The 12881-nt window shown below is 64.9% G+C and carries 13 protein-coding genes; 4 read left to right on the forward strand and 9 right to left on the reverse strand.

Annotation, left to right across the window (positions count from 1 at the left end):
• Positions 1-3: 3 nt before the first annotated feature.
• From RBJ75_RS24915 to RBJ75_RS24930, 4 genes are all read right to left on the reverse strand, one after another.
• Positions 4-981: an ABC transporter permease gene (locus RBJ75_RS24915; protein ID WP_044417854.1), complete on the reverse strand. Its 978-nt coding sequence runs from the start codon at positions 979-981 to the stop codon at positions 4-6.
• Positions 982-1005: 24 nt separating this feature from the next.
• Positions 1006-2622 (reverse strand): ABC transporter substrate-binding protein, encoded by a 1617-nt coding sequence (locus RBJ75_RS24920; protein WP_044417856.1) that lies wholly within the window; start codon positions 2620-2622, stop codon positions 1006-1008.
• Between the two features lie 240 nt (positions 2623-2862).
• Complete coding sequence (gene ccoG / locus RBJ75_RS24925) at positions 2863-4311, reverse strand: cytochrome c oxidase accessory protein CcoG (protein WP_276156478.1); 1449 nt, start codon at positions 4309-4311, stop codon at positions 2863-2865.
• Positions 4312-4370: 59 nt separating this feature from the next.
• Positions 4371-4571, reverse strand: coding sequence for a hypothetical protein (locus tag RBJ75_RS24930; protein ID WP_044409938.1), 201 nt, complete (start codon positions 4569-4571; stop codon positions 4371-4373).
• A gap of 537 nt (positions 4572-5108) precedes the next feature.
• Between RBJ75_RS24930 and RBJ75_RS24935 the strand changes: the two genes are divergently transcribed.
• Both RBJ75_RS24935 and RBJ75_RS24940 read left to right on the forward strand, forming a co-directional pair.
• Positions 5109-6164 (forward strand): YeeE/YedE family protein, encoded by a 1056-nt coding sequence (locus RBJ75_RS24935; protein WP_044409941.1) that lies wholly within the window; start codon positions 5109-5111, stop codon positions 6162-6164.
• Between the two features lie 122 nt (positions 6165-6286).
• Entirely contained in the window at positions 6287-6727 is a 441-nt protein-coding gene (locus RBJ75_RS24940) for a DsrE family protein (protein WP_234707387.1), read from the forward strand.
• A 129-nt stretch (positions 6728-6856) separates the two neighbouring features.
• Here RBJ75_RS24940 and RBJ75_RS24945 read toward each other — a convergent pair whose 3' ends face one another.
• From RBJ75_RS24945 to RBJ75_RS24955, 3 genes are all read right to left on the reverse strand, one after another.
• On the reverse strand, positions 6857-7966 hold the full coding sequence (locus tag RBJ75_RS24945) for a YeeE/YedE family protein (RefSeq protein ID WP_044409947.1): 1110 nt from the start codon (positions 7964-7966) through the stop codon (positions 6857-6859).
• Between the two features lie 76 nt (positions 7967-8042).
• Positions 8043-8423 carry an ArsR/SmtB family transcription factor gene (locus tag RBJ75_RS24950; protein ID WP_044409950.1) on the reverse strand — a complete coding sequence of 127 codons (381 nt, stop codon included), beginning with the start codon at positions 8421-8423 and terminating at the stop codon, positions 8043-8045.
• A 37-nt stretch (positions 8424-8460) separates the two neighbouring features.
• The gene (locus RBJ75_RS24955) at positions 8461-8865 is read right to left on the reverse strand and encodes a thioredoxin family protein (RefSeq protein ID WP_173427345.1); all 405 of its coding nucleotides are present in this window, start codon (positions 8863-8865) and stop codon (positions 8461-8463) included.
• Between the two features lie 40 nt (positions 8866-8905).
• Between RBJ75_RS24955 and RBJ75_RS24960 the strand changes: the two genes are divergently transcribed.
• Together RBJ75_RS24960 and RBJ75_RS24965 are read left to right on the forward strand one after the other, a co-directional pair.
• Positions 8906-9649: a cytochrome c biogenesis CcdA family protein gene (locus RBJ75_RS24960; protein WP_044409956.1), complete on the forward strand. Its 744-nt coding sequence runs from the start codon at positions 8906-8908 to the stop codon at positions 9647-9649.
• Between the two features lie 37 nt (positions 9650-9686).
• Positions 9687-10268 carry a SoxW family protein gene (locus RBJ75_RS24965; protein ID WP_044409959.1) on the forward strand — a complete coding sequence of 194 codons (582 nt, stop codon included), beginning with the start codon at positions 9687-9689 and terminating at the stop codon, positions 10266-10268.
• 222 nt (positions 10269-10490) lie between these two features.
• Here the strand turns inward: RBJ75_RS24965 and RBJ75_RS24970 are convergent, their stop codons facing one another.
• Positions 10491-12095, reverse strand: a complete 1605-nt coding sequence (locus RBJ75_RS24970) for a carbon-nitrogen hydrolase family protein (RefSeq protein ID WP_234707385.1) — start codon at positions 12093-12095, stop codon at positions 10491-10493.
• Between the two features lie 159 nt (positions 12096-12254).
• Entirely contained in the window at positions 12255-12761 is a 507-nt protein-coding gene (locus tag RBJ75_RS24975; protein WP_044409962.1) for a GlcG/HbpS family heme-binding protein, read from the reverse strand.
• Positions 12762-12881 lie beyond the last annotated feature (120 nt).

Here is a 12881-nt window from a genome sequence, read left to right on the forward strand (position 1 = left end):
GGCTCAGCCTTCCGCGCTGATGCGCGGATCGAGCCGGGCATAGAGCATGTCGACGAAGAAATTCACCGCGATCACCAAAAGCGCCGAGACGAACACGATGCCCAGCAATGTGTTGAGGTCGCGCTGCACCACCGATTCATAGGCCAGCCGTCCCAGCCCCGGCAGCGAGAACACGCTTTCCACCACCACCGAGCCGCCCAGCATGGTGCCGGCCTGCAGCCCGATCAGCGTCACCATCGGCAGCAGCGCGTTGCGCAGCACGTGGCGCACCACCACGCGGGTCTCGTCGAGACCCTTGGCGCGCGCGGTGCGGACGAAATCCAGATTCAGCACCTCGAGCATCGAGGCGCGCATGATCCGCAGATAGATCGCCAGAAAGATCAGCCCCAGCGTCAGGGTCGGCAGCACCAGGTGCTGGGCGATGTCGAGCGTGCGCCACAATCCGGTCTGCACCGCGCCGATATCTTCGAAGCCGCCGGCCGGCAGCCATTGCAGATAGATCGAAAACACCATGATGGCCATCAGGCCGAACCAGAACGACGGGGTGGCGTAAAAAATCAGCCCGACGGTGGAGATCACCGTGTCGGGCCATTTGTTGACGCCGCGCGCGGCGATCACGCCGAGCACGAGGCCAGCGAAGAACGCGAACGACAGCGAGGCGGTCATCAGCAGGATGGTCGGCGGCAGCCGCTCCAGGATTACGGTGGTCACCGGCTTGCCGTAGATCGCCGAATAGCCGAGATCGAGCCGGACCAGCCGCCACAGATATTGGCCGAGCTGCGCCGGCACCGACAGGTCGAGGCCGTAGAATTGCCGCAGCGATTTGGCGGTGGCGGCGTCGCCGCCGCCCATCTGCGCCATCATCGCGTCGACGGTGTCGCCGGGCGCGAACTGCAACAGCAGAAACACGCCGATCAGGATCAGCAACAGCGTCGGGATCGAAGCGGCGAGCCGCCGCCCCGCAAGGCTCAGGATGCGCATCGGACTATCTTGCTGGAGTTTACACTATTCGGCCAGCCAAAGATCGTGCCAGGTCGAGGAGCCCCAGCGCGGCGTATTCGAATGGTTGCGCGCCTTGGTGCTGATCACGGTGACGAAAATCTGCTCGATCGGCATCCACACCGGCAATTCGGTATTCGCCCGCGTGACGAAATCGGCATACAGCGCCTTGCGCTTGACCGGATCGAGCTCGGTGGCGGCGGAATCGATGATCTTGTCGATGGTCGGGTCGGTCCAGCCCCATTGGTTGGTCCAGGGCGCGCCGGCGGGCTGGCCGGAGCGATACCAGACCGTGGTCGAAACCGCCGGATCGTTGCGATATTGATGCCAGCCGGTGGCGAGGTCAAAAGCGTGGTCGCTATAGACCTGCTTCAGGAAGCCGCCGCCATCATTGCGAACGACCTCGACCGGAATCCCGACTTCCGACAGCGACTGCTGCACGAAGGTCGCCCATAGCGAGATGTCCTCGCCCCAGGGCGCCGGCAACAGCCGCAACGAGAAGCGCTTGCCGTCGGCGCCCTTCTTGAAGCCGGCCTCGTCGAGCAGGGCGTTGGCCTTGGCCTTGTCGTAGGGATATTGCGGGGCGTCGGCGCCGGGGTAGAAATCCGTCGAGGTCGACGGAATCGGCCCGGTGCCGAGCTTGGCGAAATCGCCGAGAAAATTGTCGATGAAGAACGGCACGTTGATGGCGTGGGCGATGGCGCGCCGGACCTTGATGTCGGCCAGTTCCTTGGTGCGGAAGTTGAACTCCAGCGTATTGGTGCGGGCGTTGCCCTCATTGCCCTTGGTGGAGACGATGAAGCGCTTGTCCTTGCCGAGCCGCGCCATGTCGGAGATCGTCAGGCCCGAAAACGGGCTGTAATGCAGGTCGCCGGCCTCGAGCTGCGCCGCCGCCGCGGAGCGATCGGTGATCACCCGCCAGACGATGCGGTCGAGATAGGGCATGTTCGGCCGCCAGTAATTCTCGTTGCGGTCGGCGATGATGTATTGGCCGCGCTCATATTTGACGAATTTGAACGGCCCGGTGCCGACCGGCGCCAGATTGACCGGGTTCTGCCTGATGTCGCCATTTTCATAAAGATGCTTGGCGGAGACATAGCCGAGGTCGGGCAGCGCGCGCAGCAGCAGGTCGAGCGGCATCGGCCGCTCGTAGTTGAACACTGCCGTATGGGCGTCGGGGGTGTCGACCGAGGTCAGGAACAGCTGCAGCGTGGTGCCGTAATTGAGGATCTTCTTCCACATGTTCATGGCGGTGAAGGCGACGTCGGCCGAGGTGAACGGCTTGCCGTCGTGCCAGGTGACGCCCTTGCGCAGCTTGAAGGTGATGGTCTTGCCGTCGGGCGAACTCTCCCAGCTCTCGGCCAGCACGCCGACCGGCTTGCCGGCGGCGTCGAGATCGATCAGCGCCTCCTGGATCTTGCCGCCGATGATGTAGACGCCGGTGGAGGCCTGGATGCTGGGGTTGAGCTGGCGCTGTTCGGCGCCGTAATGCACCTTGAAGACGCCGCCCTTGCGAGGCGTTTCAGCCGCAAAGGCGCGCAACGGATTGATGACATTGGCGGCAATGGCGGCCGATGTCAGCAAGGCGGTGCGGCGATTGATCTCAAGACGCGAAAAATCCATGACTACTCCTGATAGGAACCCAGCTTTCGGCTCGTCGAAAGTCGACGTTACGACAAAGCCGGCAGGCTAGCCATTTTCAATTTGAGGCGGAACGTGGCGTTTTGTTGCGCAGCCGATGTGCTTGCCGCGTCGGCTGGCCTGCGCCGCGTCGGGATGCGCGCATCGCACAAGTCCTGCGTGCAGCGTCGCGGCCGGGCGGCGGCAGCGGCGCCATCAAGCGTGACGGCGCCGCCGCTGCACTCATGGGTTGCCGCCGGATGCCGGCGGCACGAAGTTGTCTTTCGTGCTGGCGATCTGCCCCGTTGCCAGATCCTTGGCCTGGATCGTGATGCTGGTCGGCGCCGTCGGCACCATGTTGCCCGGCACCTGCAGCGAAATCCGAACCTCGCGGGTCTGATCCTGTCCGACCTCGATCGTCAGCCGGTCCGATGCGCGCGGCGGGATGCCGATGGCATGCAGGCGCGCGCCGGGAAGACCAACCACTCCGATCTCGAAGGCGCGGTCGGCGCCCTTGTTGAGGATGCGCAAGGTGTAGTCGTTGCGAACGCCGCCGTCGGACAGGGCGACGAACAGCGGATTGCGCTCGTGCAGCACGTTGATGTCCAGCGAGCTGCGCGTTGCCAGCGCGTAGATCATGATGGCGCCGACCAGCGCGATCAGCCCGCCATAGAGCAGCGTGCGCGCCCGGATCGGGCGATACAGCGGCGGCTTGCCCGCCAGCCGGCGCCCGGCATTGATATCGGTATCGTAGGCGATCAGCCCGGTCGGGCGGTCGACCTGGCGCATCACGGCGTCGCAGGCGTCGATGCACAGCCCGCACTGGATGCAGCCGAGCTGGATGCCCTCGCGGATATCGACGCCGGTGGGGCAGACATTGATGCACTGGTGACAATCGATGCAATCGCCCGCGGCCTGGTCGTGCTGGCGCAGCTGCTCGGCCTTCTTGACCGACATCCGCGGCTCGCCGCGGTCGACCCGATAGGTGACGTTGAGCGCCCATTCGTCGGTCAGTGCCGCCTGGATCCGCGGCCACGGACACATATAGATGCAGATCTGCTCGCGGGCATGGCCGGCGAAAGTGTAGGTGGTGGCAGTCAGGATGCCGATCCAGATATAGGCGACCATCGGCGCCTGGAAGGTGAGCAGGTCCTTGACCAGGGTCGGCGCGTCGGAGAAATACAGCACCCAGGCGCCGCCGGTCCACCAGGCGATCAGCAGCCACAGCGTGTGCTTGGTGACGAGCTGGCGCAGGCGGGTGAAGCTGAGGCCCTGCTTGTCGCTGCGGATGCGCTCGCGGCGGTCGCCCTCGACCCAGCGTTCGATCGCGTAGAACAGATCTGTCCACACCGTCTGCGGACACAGATAGCCGCACCAGATCCGCCCGGCCAGCGCGTTCATCAGGAACAGCACCAGCGCCGCCAGGATCAACAGGCCGGTGAAGTAATAGACTTCCTGCGGCCACAGCTCGATGAAGAAGAAGTAGAACCGGCGATGCGGCAGATCGACCAGCACCGCCTGGTTCGGCAATCCCGGCCCGCGATCCCAGCGCACGAACGGCAGCAGGTAGTAGATCGACAGCGTGATCGCCAGCAGCGTCCATTTGATCCGCCGGAACCGGCCATGGACGGCCTGCGGATAGACTTTCATGCGAGGGGCGTAGAGCGGCCCCTCGATATGTGTTTCTGTCATGGGGTGACGACGCTATTGGTGTTGTTGCTATGGAAACTAGCCGGCCGCGGGGCCGGAAACTAGCCGGCCGAGGGGCGGGCGATCTTTCTGGCGACCAGAAACGACAGCGGCATCGCGACCAGGAAGCCGGCGAGCACGGCGAAGGGAATCATCCGCATTGCTTCCGCGGCGAGGCTCGGGATGGTCAGCACGGCGATCATCGCCACGCCCGCAAGCGAGGCGCCCAGAACGATCCATATGACAACGGCGATCTTGATCATGGTGTCTTCCTCTTTGCTCGTTCCCGCGCGGACGATCTCGTTTATCCGTCGGGCGCTTCAATCTCTGGCCGGCTGCAACCGCGACATTCGTGTCGAATCCTTGCGCCACACCTGACCTGCTCCATCGCGCGGTCGACTGGCAGGCTGCCAACAGGGCAGGCCGACGCTCTTGCTTAAGATCAATGTCAGGCCGCTGCCGGTCCACATTTTGGCGGGCACTGACGCCTTACCGAACAGGCCGTGACCGCTGGGAGAGCCGTGGGATGGCATATCTTACCGCAAACATTTGAATATGTAGGTGATAGCCCGGGAGCGGGAACTGCGCTTGATCTGAATCAAACGGCACCGACGAGCCGGCGCCGATGCGAGGAATTTCTTGCTCAAATCTCCCGCAGCGCAGCAAATCCGCCTTCGCGGCGCACGACCGACAGCTGCTTTGTCGTTTATTTTCCGGCCTCATTTACCCATCATCCAGGTACCCTTAAATCCCGGTCAGAGCCGCTGACGCTGTCAGCGCAAGGGCTGAGGATTTGCACCATGGCGTTGCCCGAAACTTCGGTTCTGCTTGGATTTGCGATCGGCCTTGCGTTTGGCGTGGTCGGTCTGCTCAGCGGGTTCTGCCTGACCAGCGGTTTGCGTGACTGGTGGACCCAGGATGACGGCCGCAAGATCCGCAGCTTCGCGGTCGCGCTGGCGGTGGCGATCGCGGGCGCCCAGGCGCTGGCCGGGTTCGGCCTGGTCGATATCGGCAAGTCGCTGTATCTGCTGCCGTCGTTTTCGGCGCCGCTGATTTTCGCCGGCGGGCTGCTGTTCGGCATCGGCATGGTGCTGGCCAATGGCTGCGCCTCGCGGGCGCTGGTGCTGCTCGGCAAGGGCAATCTGCGCTCGCTGGTGGTGCTGGTGATGATCGGGATCGCCGCGCAGATGACGCTGAAGGGACTGCTGGCGCCGGCGCGGCTGGCGGTGATGCAATGGACCCAGATGTCGCCGTCCGCGGTGTCGCTGCCGGCCTTGTTGAGCGCGCTCGGGATCGGCGAAGGCGCTGCCCGCATCGCCGTGACGCTGATCATCAGCGGCGCGTTGCTTGTGTTCGCGCTGTCCGATCGCGGCTTTCGCCGTAGCCCTGGCCAGCTCGCGGCTGGTATAGCCATCGGCCTATTGGTCACCGCCGGCTGGCTCGCCACCGGCTGGCTCGGCGTCGACGAATTCAATCCGATCCCGGTGACCTCGCTGACCTTCGTCTCGCCGATCGCCGACAGCTTGCAATACGTCATGCTGTCGACCGGGCTGTCGCTGAATTTCGGCATCGCGGTGGTGGCCGGCGTGTTGACCGGCAGCGTCGCCACCGCGCTGCTGACCGGACGCTTCGCGCTCGAGGGTTACCATTCCGCCAGCCACACCGCGCGCTCGGTGCTCGGCGCTACGCTGATGGGCAGCGGCGGCGCGATGGCCTATGGCTGCTCGATCGGCCAGGGCCTCACCGGCCTGTCGACGCTGGCGATCCCGTCCTTCATCGCGGTGGCGGGAATCCTGAGCGGCGCCGCGCTGGGGATTCGCGGCCGCGTCATGATGCCGGCGCTGGCCACCAGCTAGCGCGCGCCGAAATCATCATTCTCGCAATTGTGCGGAAACGTCGATCGACGCGGATGACTCGCGCGGCGGCGGCGGCTAGTTTGCATGCAACAACATCAGGGAGGACGACAATGAAGATTTGGATGAGCGCGATTGCGGGTGCGTTGCTGCTGGCGGTGACCAGCGTGCCGGGTGTGGCGGCCGACGCCAAGCTGCATCGGGTCGCGATCCAGGTCGACCAGAACGATCCGGCGGTGATGAATCTGGCGCTGAACAACGCCAGCAACATCATGGAGCAGTACAAATCCTCCGGCGAAGAGGTTCAGGTCGAGATCGTGACCTATGGGCCCGGCCTGCACATGCTGCGCGCCGACACCTCGCCGGTGAAGGACCGCATCAAGCAGATCGCCGAAGGCAGCTTTCCGTCCAGCATCAAGTTCTCGGCCTGCGGCAACACCAAAGCGGGCATGGAGAAGCACGAAGGCAAGCCGGTCAGCATCATCCCCGAAGCCAATGTGGTGCCGTCCGGCGCGGTCCGCTTGATGGAGCTGCAGGAACAGGGCTGGAGCTATCTGCGGCCGTAAGCGATCCTCGCGCAAGCTGACGCTCGGTTGTCAGCATCAGCGCTTTTGTTCGTCATTGCGAGGAGCGCAGCGACGAAGCAATCCAGAAACGCTACTCTGACGGAGACAAAGCACTTGATCGGGTCAGCTTCACTCCGACGGATGTTGCCAGCCGCGCAGGCTGATCCAGCCGCGATGCAGCAGGTCGGCGGGCGAGCCCTCGACCAGCACGGCGATTCCCAGGCGGGCGCCGAGCATCATGCCGCCGACCGCCAGCGGCCATGACAGCGCCAGCACCGACCCCGCGGTGACGCCCTGACCGATGGTGCAGCCGCCGGTCAGGATGCCGCCGATGCCCATCAGCACCGCGCCGCCGAGATGGCGCCGCATCTCGTGGTCGTCGTCGAACGCCTCCCAGCGCAATTCGTCGGCGCGCCGCGCCGCGAGCCACGATCCGGCGACGACGCCGAACACGGTGCCGACGCCGAAATCGGCGAAATTCACCGCGTCGAGCACGCCGGCATAGAGCGCCTTGCCGATGGTCGAGACGAAGGTCAGGCTTTGCGGATGGAGCGGCCCGGCGAATTCGTCGGCGAGCCAGGTAGTGACGAACCAGCCCGCCACGGTCAGCACGCCGAGCGCGATGCCGGCCATCAGCAGCCGCGGCGCGCGCCGCAGGCGTCGATCGCCCAAAGCCGCCGCGCACAGCCCGACGCCGGCGATGGCGGCGATGGCGTTGCGCAGATCATAGCCGAAGGCGCGTTGCAGCAGCGAGGCGAGGTCGGCGCGGATGCCGTCCGGCATCGGCAGCGCGACGCTTTCCAGCGCGGTGATGCGAAAGCCGGCGAACACGCCGCGCAGCGTCGCATAGGCGGCGCCGCCCAGCACCAGGATCACCACCAGGCTGCGCAGATCGCCAGAGCCGAGCCGCACCAGGGAGCCGAACCCGCAGGTGCCGACCATCGCCATGCCGACCCCGAACATCACGCTGCCGATCGCGATCGACAGCAGCGGAATCGCCGACGGGGTGTAGCCGATCAGTTGCGGGTCGAGCAGGCCGGCGACGACCAGGAGCTGGGTGCCGATGATCGCGACGCCAAGCGCCAGCCCGAAGATCCGCAGCCGACGGGTGTCGCCGCCCATCAACGCGTCTTCGATGGCGCCGAACGAGCACAGCCGCGCGTGGCGGACGAAAAACCCGGCTGCCGTCCCGATGCCGAAGCCGGCCAGGGCGAGCATCCAGGCAGAGGCGTTCTGCATGGCATTTCCTCTTACTCGCCGCGGGGTCTTGACGCTTGCTCGCGCTGCCCCGTCGTCGCCTGCCTGATCGGCAGTGCTACTTGTTTGCGTCGCCGTTGCGCGCGGTGGCGCAGAAAATATCGTAGACCACCGAGATCACCCGGCGCACGTCCTCATTGGCCAGACTGTAATAGATCGTCTTGCCGTCGCGCCTGGTGTCGACCATGCCGTCGTAACGTAGCCGCGCCAATTGCTGCGACACCGCGGACTGCCGCATCGACAGAATGTTTTCCAGCTCGGTGACCGAGCGCTCGCGCTCCGCCAGCAGGCACAGCAACAGCAGCCGGTTCTCGTGCGACAGCGCCTTGAGGAAATTGCTGGCCTTGCGGGCCTTGCGCATCAACAGGTCGAGCTCGGGCGAATATTCCGCGCCGTCGCGGAATTCGGTCTCAATGTCGGGATCGAGGATCGATGTCATGGGGGCGATTACCGTTCGCTGATGAGTTGAAAATCGCTCAACTAGGGCTAGGGACGGGCCGGGGTTCGATCTTTTTCAGCAGCACGCCGAGCAGGCCCCAGAACGCGTCGTCATTGATATAGCCGGTGATGCGGCCGACCTCGCGGCCATGGTCCGAGACCACGAAGGTCGGGGTGAAGTGCACCGGCGCGGTGAGCTCGACGCCGGCGCCGGCCGGCTGGTCGATATTGATGCGCCGCAGCGGCAGCATTTTGGCTTCGTCGGTCTTGCCATAGATCGGGCCGACGTCGCGGTCCCACCGCGCGCACCAGACGCAGCCGGCGCGCTCATACATCAATAGCTCGGCCGACTGCGATACCGCCGGGGCAAGCACCGCGGCGATCAACACGAACAGGCCGAAGAGTGACGATTTCAGGAGTGTTCTGGCCATGATGTGATACATATAGACGAATTCGCATGTATCTACTAGGGCCGGAAACGCTGTGATCTCGAATATCTCGCTGGCTGGGGCGCTGGGCGCCGGGGTGCTGTCGTTCCTGTCGCCCTGCGTGCTGCCGCTGGTGCCGCCTTATCTGTGCTTTCTCGCCGGCGTCAGCCTCGACGAGCTGACGGCGGCGCGCGATCGGCCGGCCGGCGCGGTCAGCGGCCGCGTCGTCGCCTCGTCTCTTGCCTTCGTGCTGGGCTTTTCCACCGTATTCGTGGCGCTCGGCGCCTCGGCCTCGGCGCTCGGCAAGACCATCACGGCGCATTTCGACACGTTGGGGATCATCGCCGGAGTGGTGATCCTGATCCTTGGTTTGCATTTCCTCGGCGTGTTCCGGATCGGGCTGCTGTTTCGCGAAGCCCGATTCCAGACCGCGCGCCGCGGCGCCGGCTATCTCGGCGCCTATGTGGTGGGGCTGGCCTTCGCATTCGGCTGGACGCCCTGCGTCGGGCCGGTGCTGGCGACGATCCTGCTGGTCGCCGGGGTCGAGGGCTCGGCGGCCCATGGGGCGATGCTGCTCGGCGCCTATTCGCTGGGGATCGGATTGCCGTTCCTGCTGGCCTCGCTGTTTTCCGGCCAGTTCATCAAATTGATGGCGCGGATGCGCGCCCATATGGGTCTGGTCGAGAAGCTGATGGGCGGCGCCTTGGTGCTGACCGGCGTGCTGTTTTTGACCGGCGCGATGCCGAAGATCGCCGGCTGGTTGCTCGAGACCTTCCCGATCTTCAGTACGATCGGGTGAGCCGCCAAGCTGAATCGTCATACAAAGGAGGCCTTTGATGATTGCGCAACGATTGACCCGGCGGCATGTCGTCGCCGGCCTTGCGGCCACGGGGCTGGGCCTGCGCGCCGCGCCTAGCTTGGCCGCGCCGGTGCTCGGCGATGACGGGCTGTATCAGCTCGACTGGTATTTGCAGAGCTTCCTCGATCTGCCCGAGGACCTCGCCGGCGCCACCGCCAAACGCAAGCGCTTCGCAATTCTGTGGGGCCTGAAAGGCTGCCCGTTCTGCCGCAGGATGCACGAGGTCCACATGATGGACCCGGCGATCGAAGGCTATATCCGCGACAATTTCGAGGTGCTGCACCTCAACCATATCGGCGCCCGCGAGGTCACCGATTTCGACGGCCGCAAGCTCAGCGAGAAGGCCTTCGCGCAGGCCTATGGCATCCGCTTCACCCCGACCGTCCAGTTCTTCCCGGAATCGGCCGACGGCCTCGCCGCGCGGCAACCGCAGGCGCGCGAGGTGGCAAGAATGCCGGGCCTGCTGGAGCCGCCGGAATTTCTGGCGATGTTCAAATATGTCAAGGCCAAGGGCTACGAGACGATGTCGTTCCCGGAGTGGTTGAAGAAGCCGGCGTAACCTTGGCCCGTCGGTTGGCGCGTTGCCGCGCCAACCGCTTTGCTATTTGGTCTTCGCCTGCTTGATCTTCGCTTATAGCAAAGGCGCATGGTTTCGCCCCATCCACGCGTCGTGGCCGGGCTTGTCCCGGCCATCCACGCCTTTGATCCAAGCTCGGCTTTCAAGGCGTGGATGCCCGGCACAAGGCCGGGCATGACGAAGGAGAAGCAGTGCCCTTGGGTATTACTTGCTCTTCCAGTTGACCGAATACAGATCGAAGCGGCGATCCTTCAGATTCAGCACGGTGCCGTTCTGCCGGGCCGCGCGCAGGGTGTCGATATGCAGATCGGCGATCGCCACCATTTCGACATTCGGGGTGGTGTCGGCCGCGATGCCGTCGCGGGCAAAGGGCAGGTCGCATGGCGTCAGCACGCAGCTCTGGGCGTATTGAATGTCCATGTTCTCGACATTGGGCAGATTGCCGACATTGCCGGCCAGCACCACATAGCACTGGTTTTCCACCGCGCGGGCCTGGCCGCAATAACGCACGCGCAGATAGCTCTGGCGCTCGTCGGTGCAGAACGGCACGAACAGGATCATCGCGCCCTGGTCGACCAGATGCCGCGGCAATTCGGGGAATTCGGCGTCGTAGCAGATCAAGACGCCGATCGGGCCGCAATCTGTGGCGATGGTGTCGAGGGTGTTGCCGCCCTTGATGTTCCACCACGAGCGTTCGCTCGGCGTCGGATGCAGTTTCGCCTGCTGGTGGATGCTGCCGTCGCGCAGGAACACATAGGCGATGTTGTAGACCTCGCCGTCGTCCTCGCGGGTCGGATGCGAGCCGCCGATGATGTTGATGTTGTAGGCCACCGCCATCCGGGTCAGCGCGGCCTTGAAGCGTTCGGTATATTGCGACAGCGCGGCGATCGACGCCGCCGGATCGCCGATGCGGCCTTCGATCGACAGCAATTGCAGGGTGAACAATTCCGGGAACACGACGAAGTCGGCCTTGTAGTTCGCCAGCGCGTCGACGAAATATTCGACCTGCTCCTCGAATTCCTCGAAGCTTTTCACCGCGCGTTGCTGGTATTGCACCGCGCCGACGCGGACCGTGCGCTGGTTCTGGTTGAACGAGGATTTCGACTCGTCGTCCTGCGACACTTGCGGATTGTTCCACACCATCAGCACCGCATAGCCCAGCGATTCGGTGTCGCTCGGCAGATAATCCTGCAGCACGCGAAGCGGCTCGAACCCGTTGCGCATCTGGAAGCCGAGCACCGCGTCGCGCTGCCGGCCTTGCTTGACCTGCTCGAGATATTGATCCGCCGAACCGACCGCCTTCATCCGGCGCGACAGCCCCGGCATCCGCCCGGCGATGATGGTGCCCTTGAGCCGCAGATGCTGGCACAGCTTGCGGCGCTGATTGTAGAGCCGCTGCCCGATCCGCAGCCCGCGCAGTTCCGGATCGACGCAGACATCCATGCCGTAGATGTAATCGCCCTCCGGATCGTGGCGCGACGCAAAGCCCGAGCCGGTGATGGTGCGCCAGTCATGCGGCGCCAGCGCCAGATCGCCGCCGATCCGGAAGGTGGCGCAGAAGCCGACGACGCGGTCCTCGTAGATCGCGACGAACTGCCCTTCGGGAAACTGGGTCTGCTGGCCGCGCAGCTGCGCGCTCGAATAGGTCGCATGATTGCCGAAAGCGCGGTTGTAGACCTTCTGCAGCAGGTTCTGAATGGCCGGGATGTCGTCCAGGGTGGCATGGCGGATCACCAGCCGCGCCGCCGTCCCCGTGGATTTCGACGGCGTCGTTGGCTTGGTGTCCTGCAGCTCAGTCCGATCGTCCACCGGGAATCTCCTTTGCGCGGCCGGGAACCGGTTCCCTGTCACGCGGGCGCGAGGTGTGAAGATCGGCCTTTGGCACGCGTGGGATTCTGACGCAATGGCTGATTCGGGCTGTGTCGAAACGGATACTACGGGGTGCTGGGCGGCGGACCGGCGCTAAGGTCAGAAATCCAGCCGATCCTGGATCGCCGCGATGCCGGCCTTGGCGCAGGCCTCGTCGGCGTCGCCGCCCGGCGCGCCGGAGACGCCGATGCCGGCGACCAGCGAGCCGCCGGCCTCGATCGTCACGCCGCCGCCGAGAATGACGGCGCCCGGCAATTGCCGCAGCCCCGCTTGCGGCATGCCGGGCTGGGTCATGCCCTGCAGATCGGTGGTCGAGGTCTTGAACGACACCGCGGTCCAGGCCTTGCCGGTCGCGGTCGGGACCGTGTGCGGGCCGGCGAAGCGGTCGCGCAGCAGGATTTGCGTGAGCCCGGCACGATCGACCACCGCGACGGCGACCTGGAAGCCGCGCTTGCGGCATTCGGCCAGCGCCGCCTTGGCGCAATCCAGCGCCACCTCCGGGCTCAGCGATTTGGTCACCACCAGCGCGTCCTGGGCGCGGGCCGGCGCGGCGAGGGCGGCGAATAGGCAGATCGCCACGACTCCCATCATCTTTCGATTGATCATGACATCACTCCGGTTTCGATGTGCTGAAAAGCCTCATGGTGAGGAGCGCGCTGGCCAGCGCGCGTCTCGAACCATGAGGCGGGATCGCTCCTCATCCTTCGAGACGCCCGGCTTCGCCCT

The sequence above is a fragment of the Rhodopseudomonas sp. BAL398 genome (genome assembly GCF_033001325.1).
Classification (GTDB): domain Bacteria; phylum Pseudomonadota; class Alphaproteobacteria; order Rhizobiales; family Xanthobacteraceae; genus JARJEH01.

What these genes read in the sequence shown, in the direction of transcription:
- RBJ75_RS24930 (WP_044409938.1), bottom strand. Translation starts at nt 4,571, where the DNA reads ATGATCAAGATCGCCGTTGTCATATGGATCGTTCTGGGCGCCTCGCTT.
- RBJ75_RS24915 (WP_044417854.1), bottom strand. Translation starts at nt 981, where the DNA reads ATGCGCATCCTGAGCCTTGCGGGGCGGCGGCTCGCCGCTTCGATCCCG.
- RBJ75_RS24940 (WP_234707387.1), top strand. Translation starts at nt 6,287, where the DNA reads ATGAGCGCGATTGCGGGTGCGTTGCTGCTGGCGGTGACCAGCGTGCCG.
- RBJ75_RS24935 (WP_044409941.1), top strand. Translation starts at nt 5,109, where the DNA reads ATGGCGTTGCCCGAAACTTCGGTTCTGCTTGGATTTGCGATCGGCCTT.
- RBJ75_RS24955 (WP_173427345.1), bottom strand. Translation starts at nt 8,865, where the DNA reads ATGTATCACATCATGGCCAGAACACTCCTGAAATCGTCACTCTTCGGC.
- RBJ75_RS24945 (WP_044409947.1), bottom strand. Translation starts at nt 7,966, where the DNA reads ATGCAGAACGCCTCTGCCTGGATGCTCGCCCTGGCCGGCTTCGGCATC.
- RBJ75_RS24950 (WP_044409950.1), bottom strand. Translation starts at nt 8,423, where the DNA reads ATGACATCGATCCTCGATCCCGACATTGAGACCGAATTCCGCGACGGC.
- RBJ75_RS24975 (WP_044409962.1), bottom strand. Translation starts at nt 12,761, where the DNA reads ATGATCAATCGAAAGATGATGGGAGTCGTGGCGATCTGCCTATTCGCC.
- ccoG (WP_276156478.1), bottom strand. Translation starts at nt 4,311, where the DNA reads ATGACAGAAACACATATCGAGGGGCCGCTCTACGCCCCTCGCATGAAA.
- RBJ75_RS24920 (WP_044417856.1), bottom strand. Translation starts at nt 2,622, where the DNA reads ATGGATTTTTCGCGTCTTGAGATCAATCGCCGCACCGCCTTGCTGACA.
- RBJ75_RS24965 (WP_044409959.1), top strand. Translation starts at nt 9,687, where the DNA reads ATGATTGCGCAACGATTGACCCGGCGGCATGTCGTCGCCGGCCTTGCG.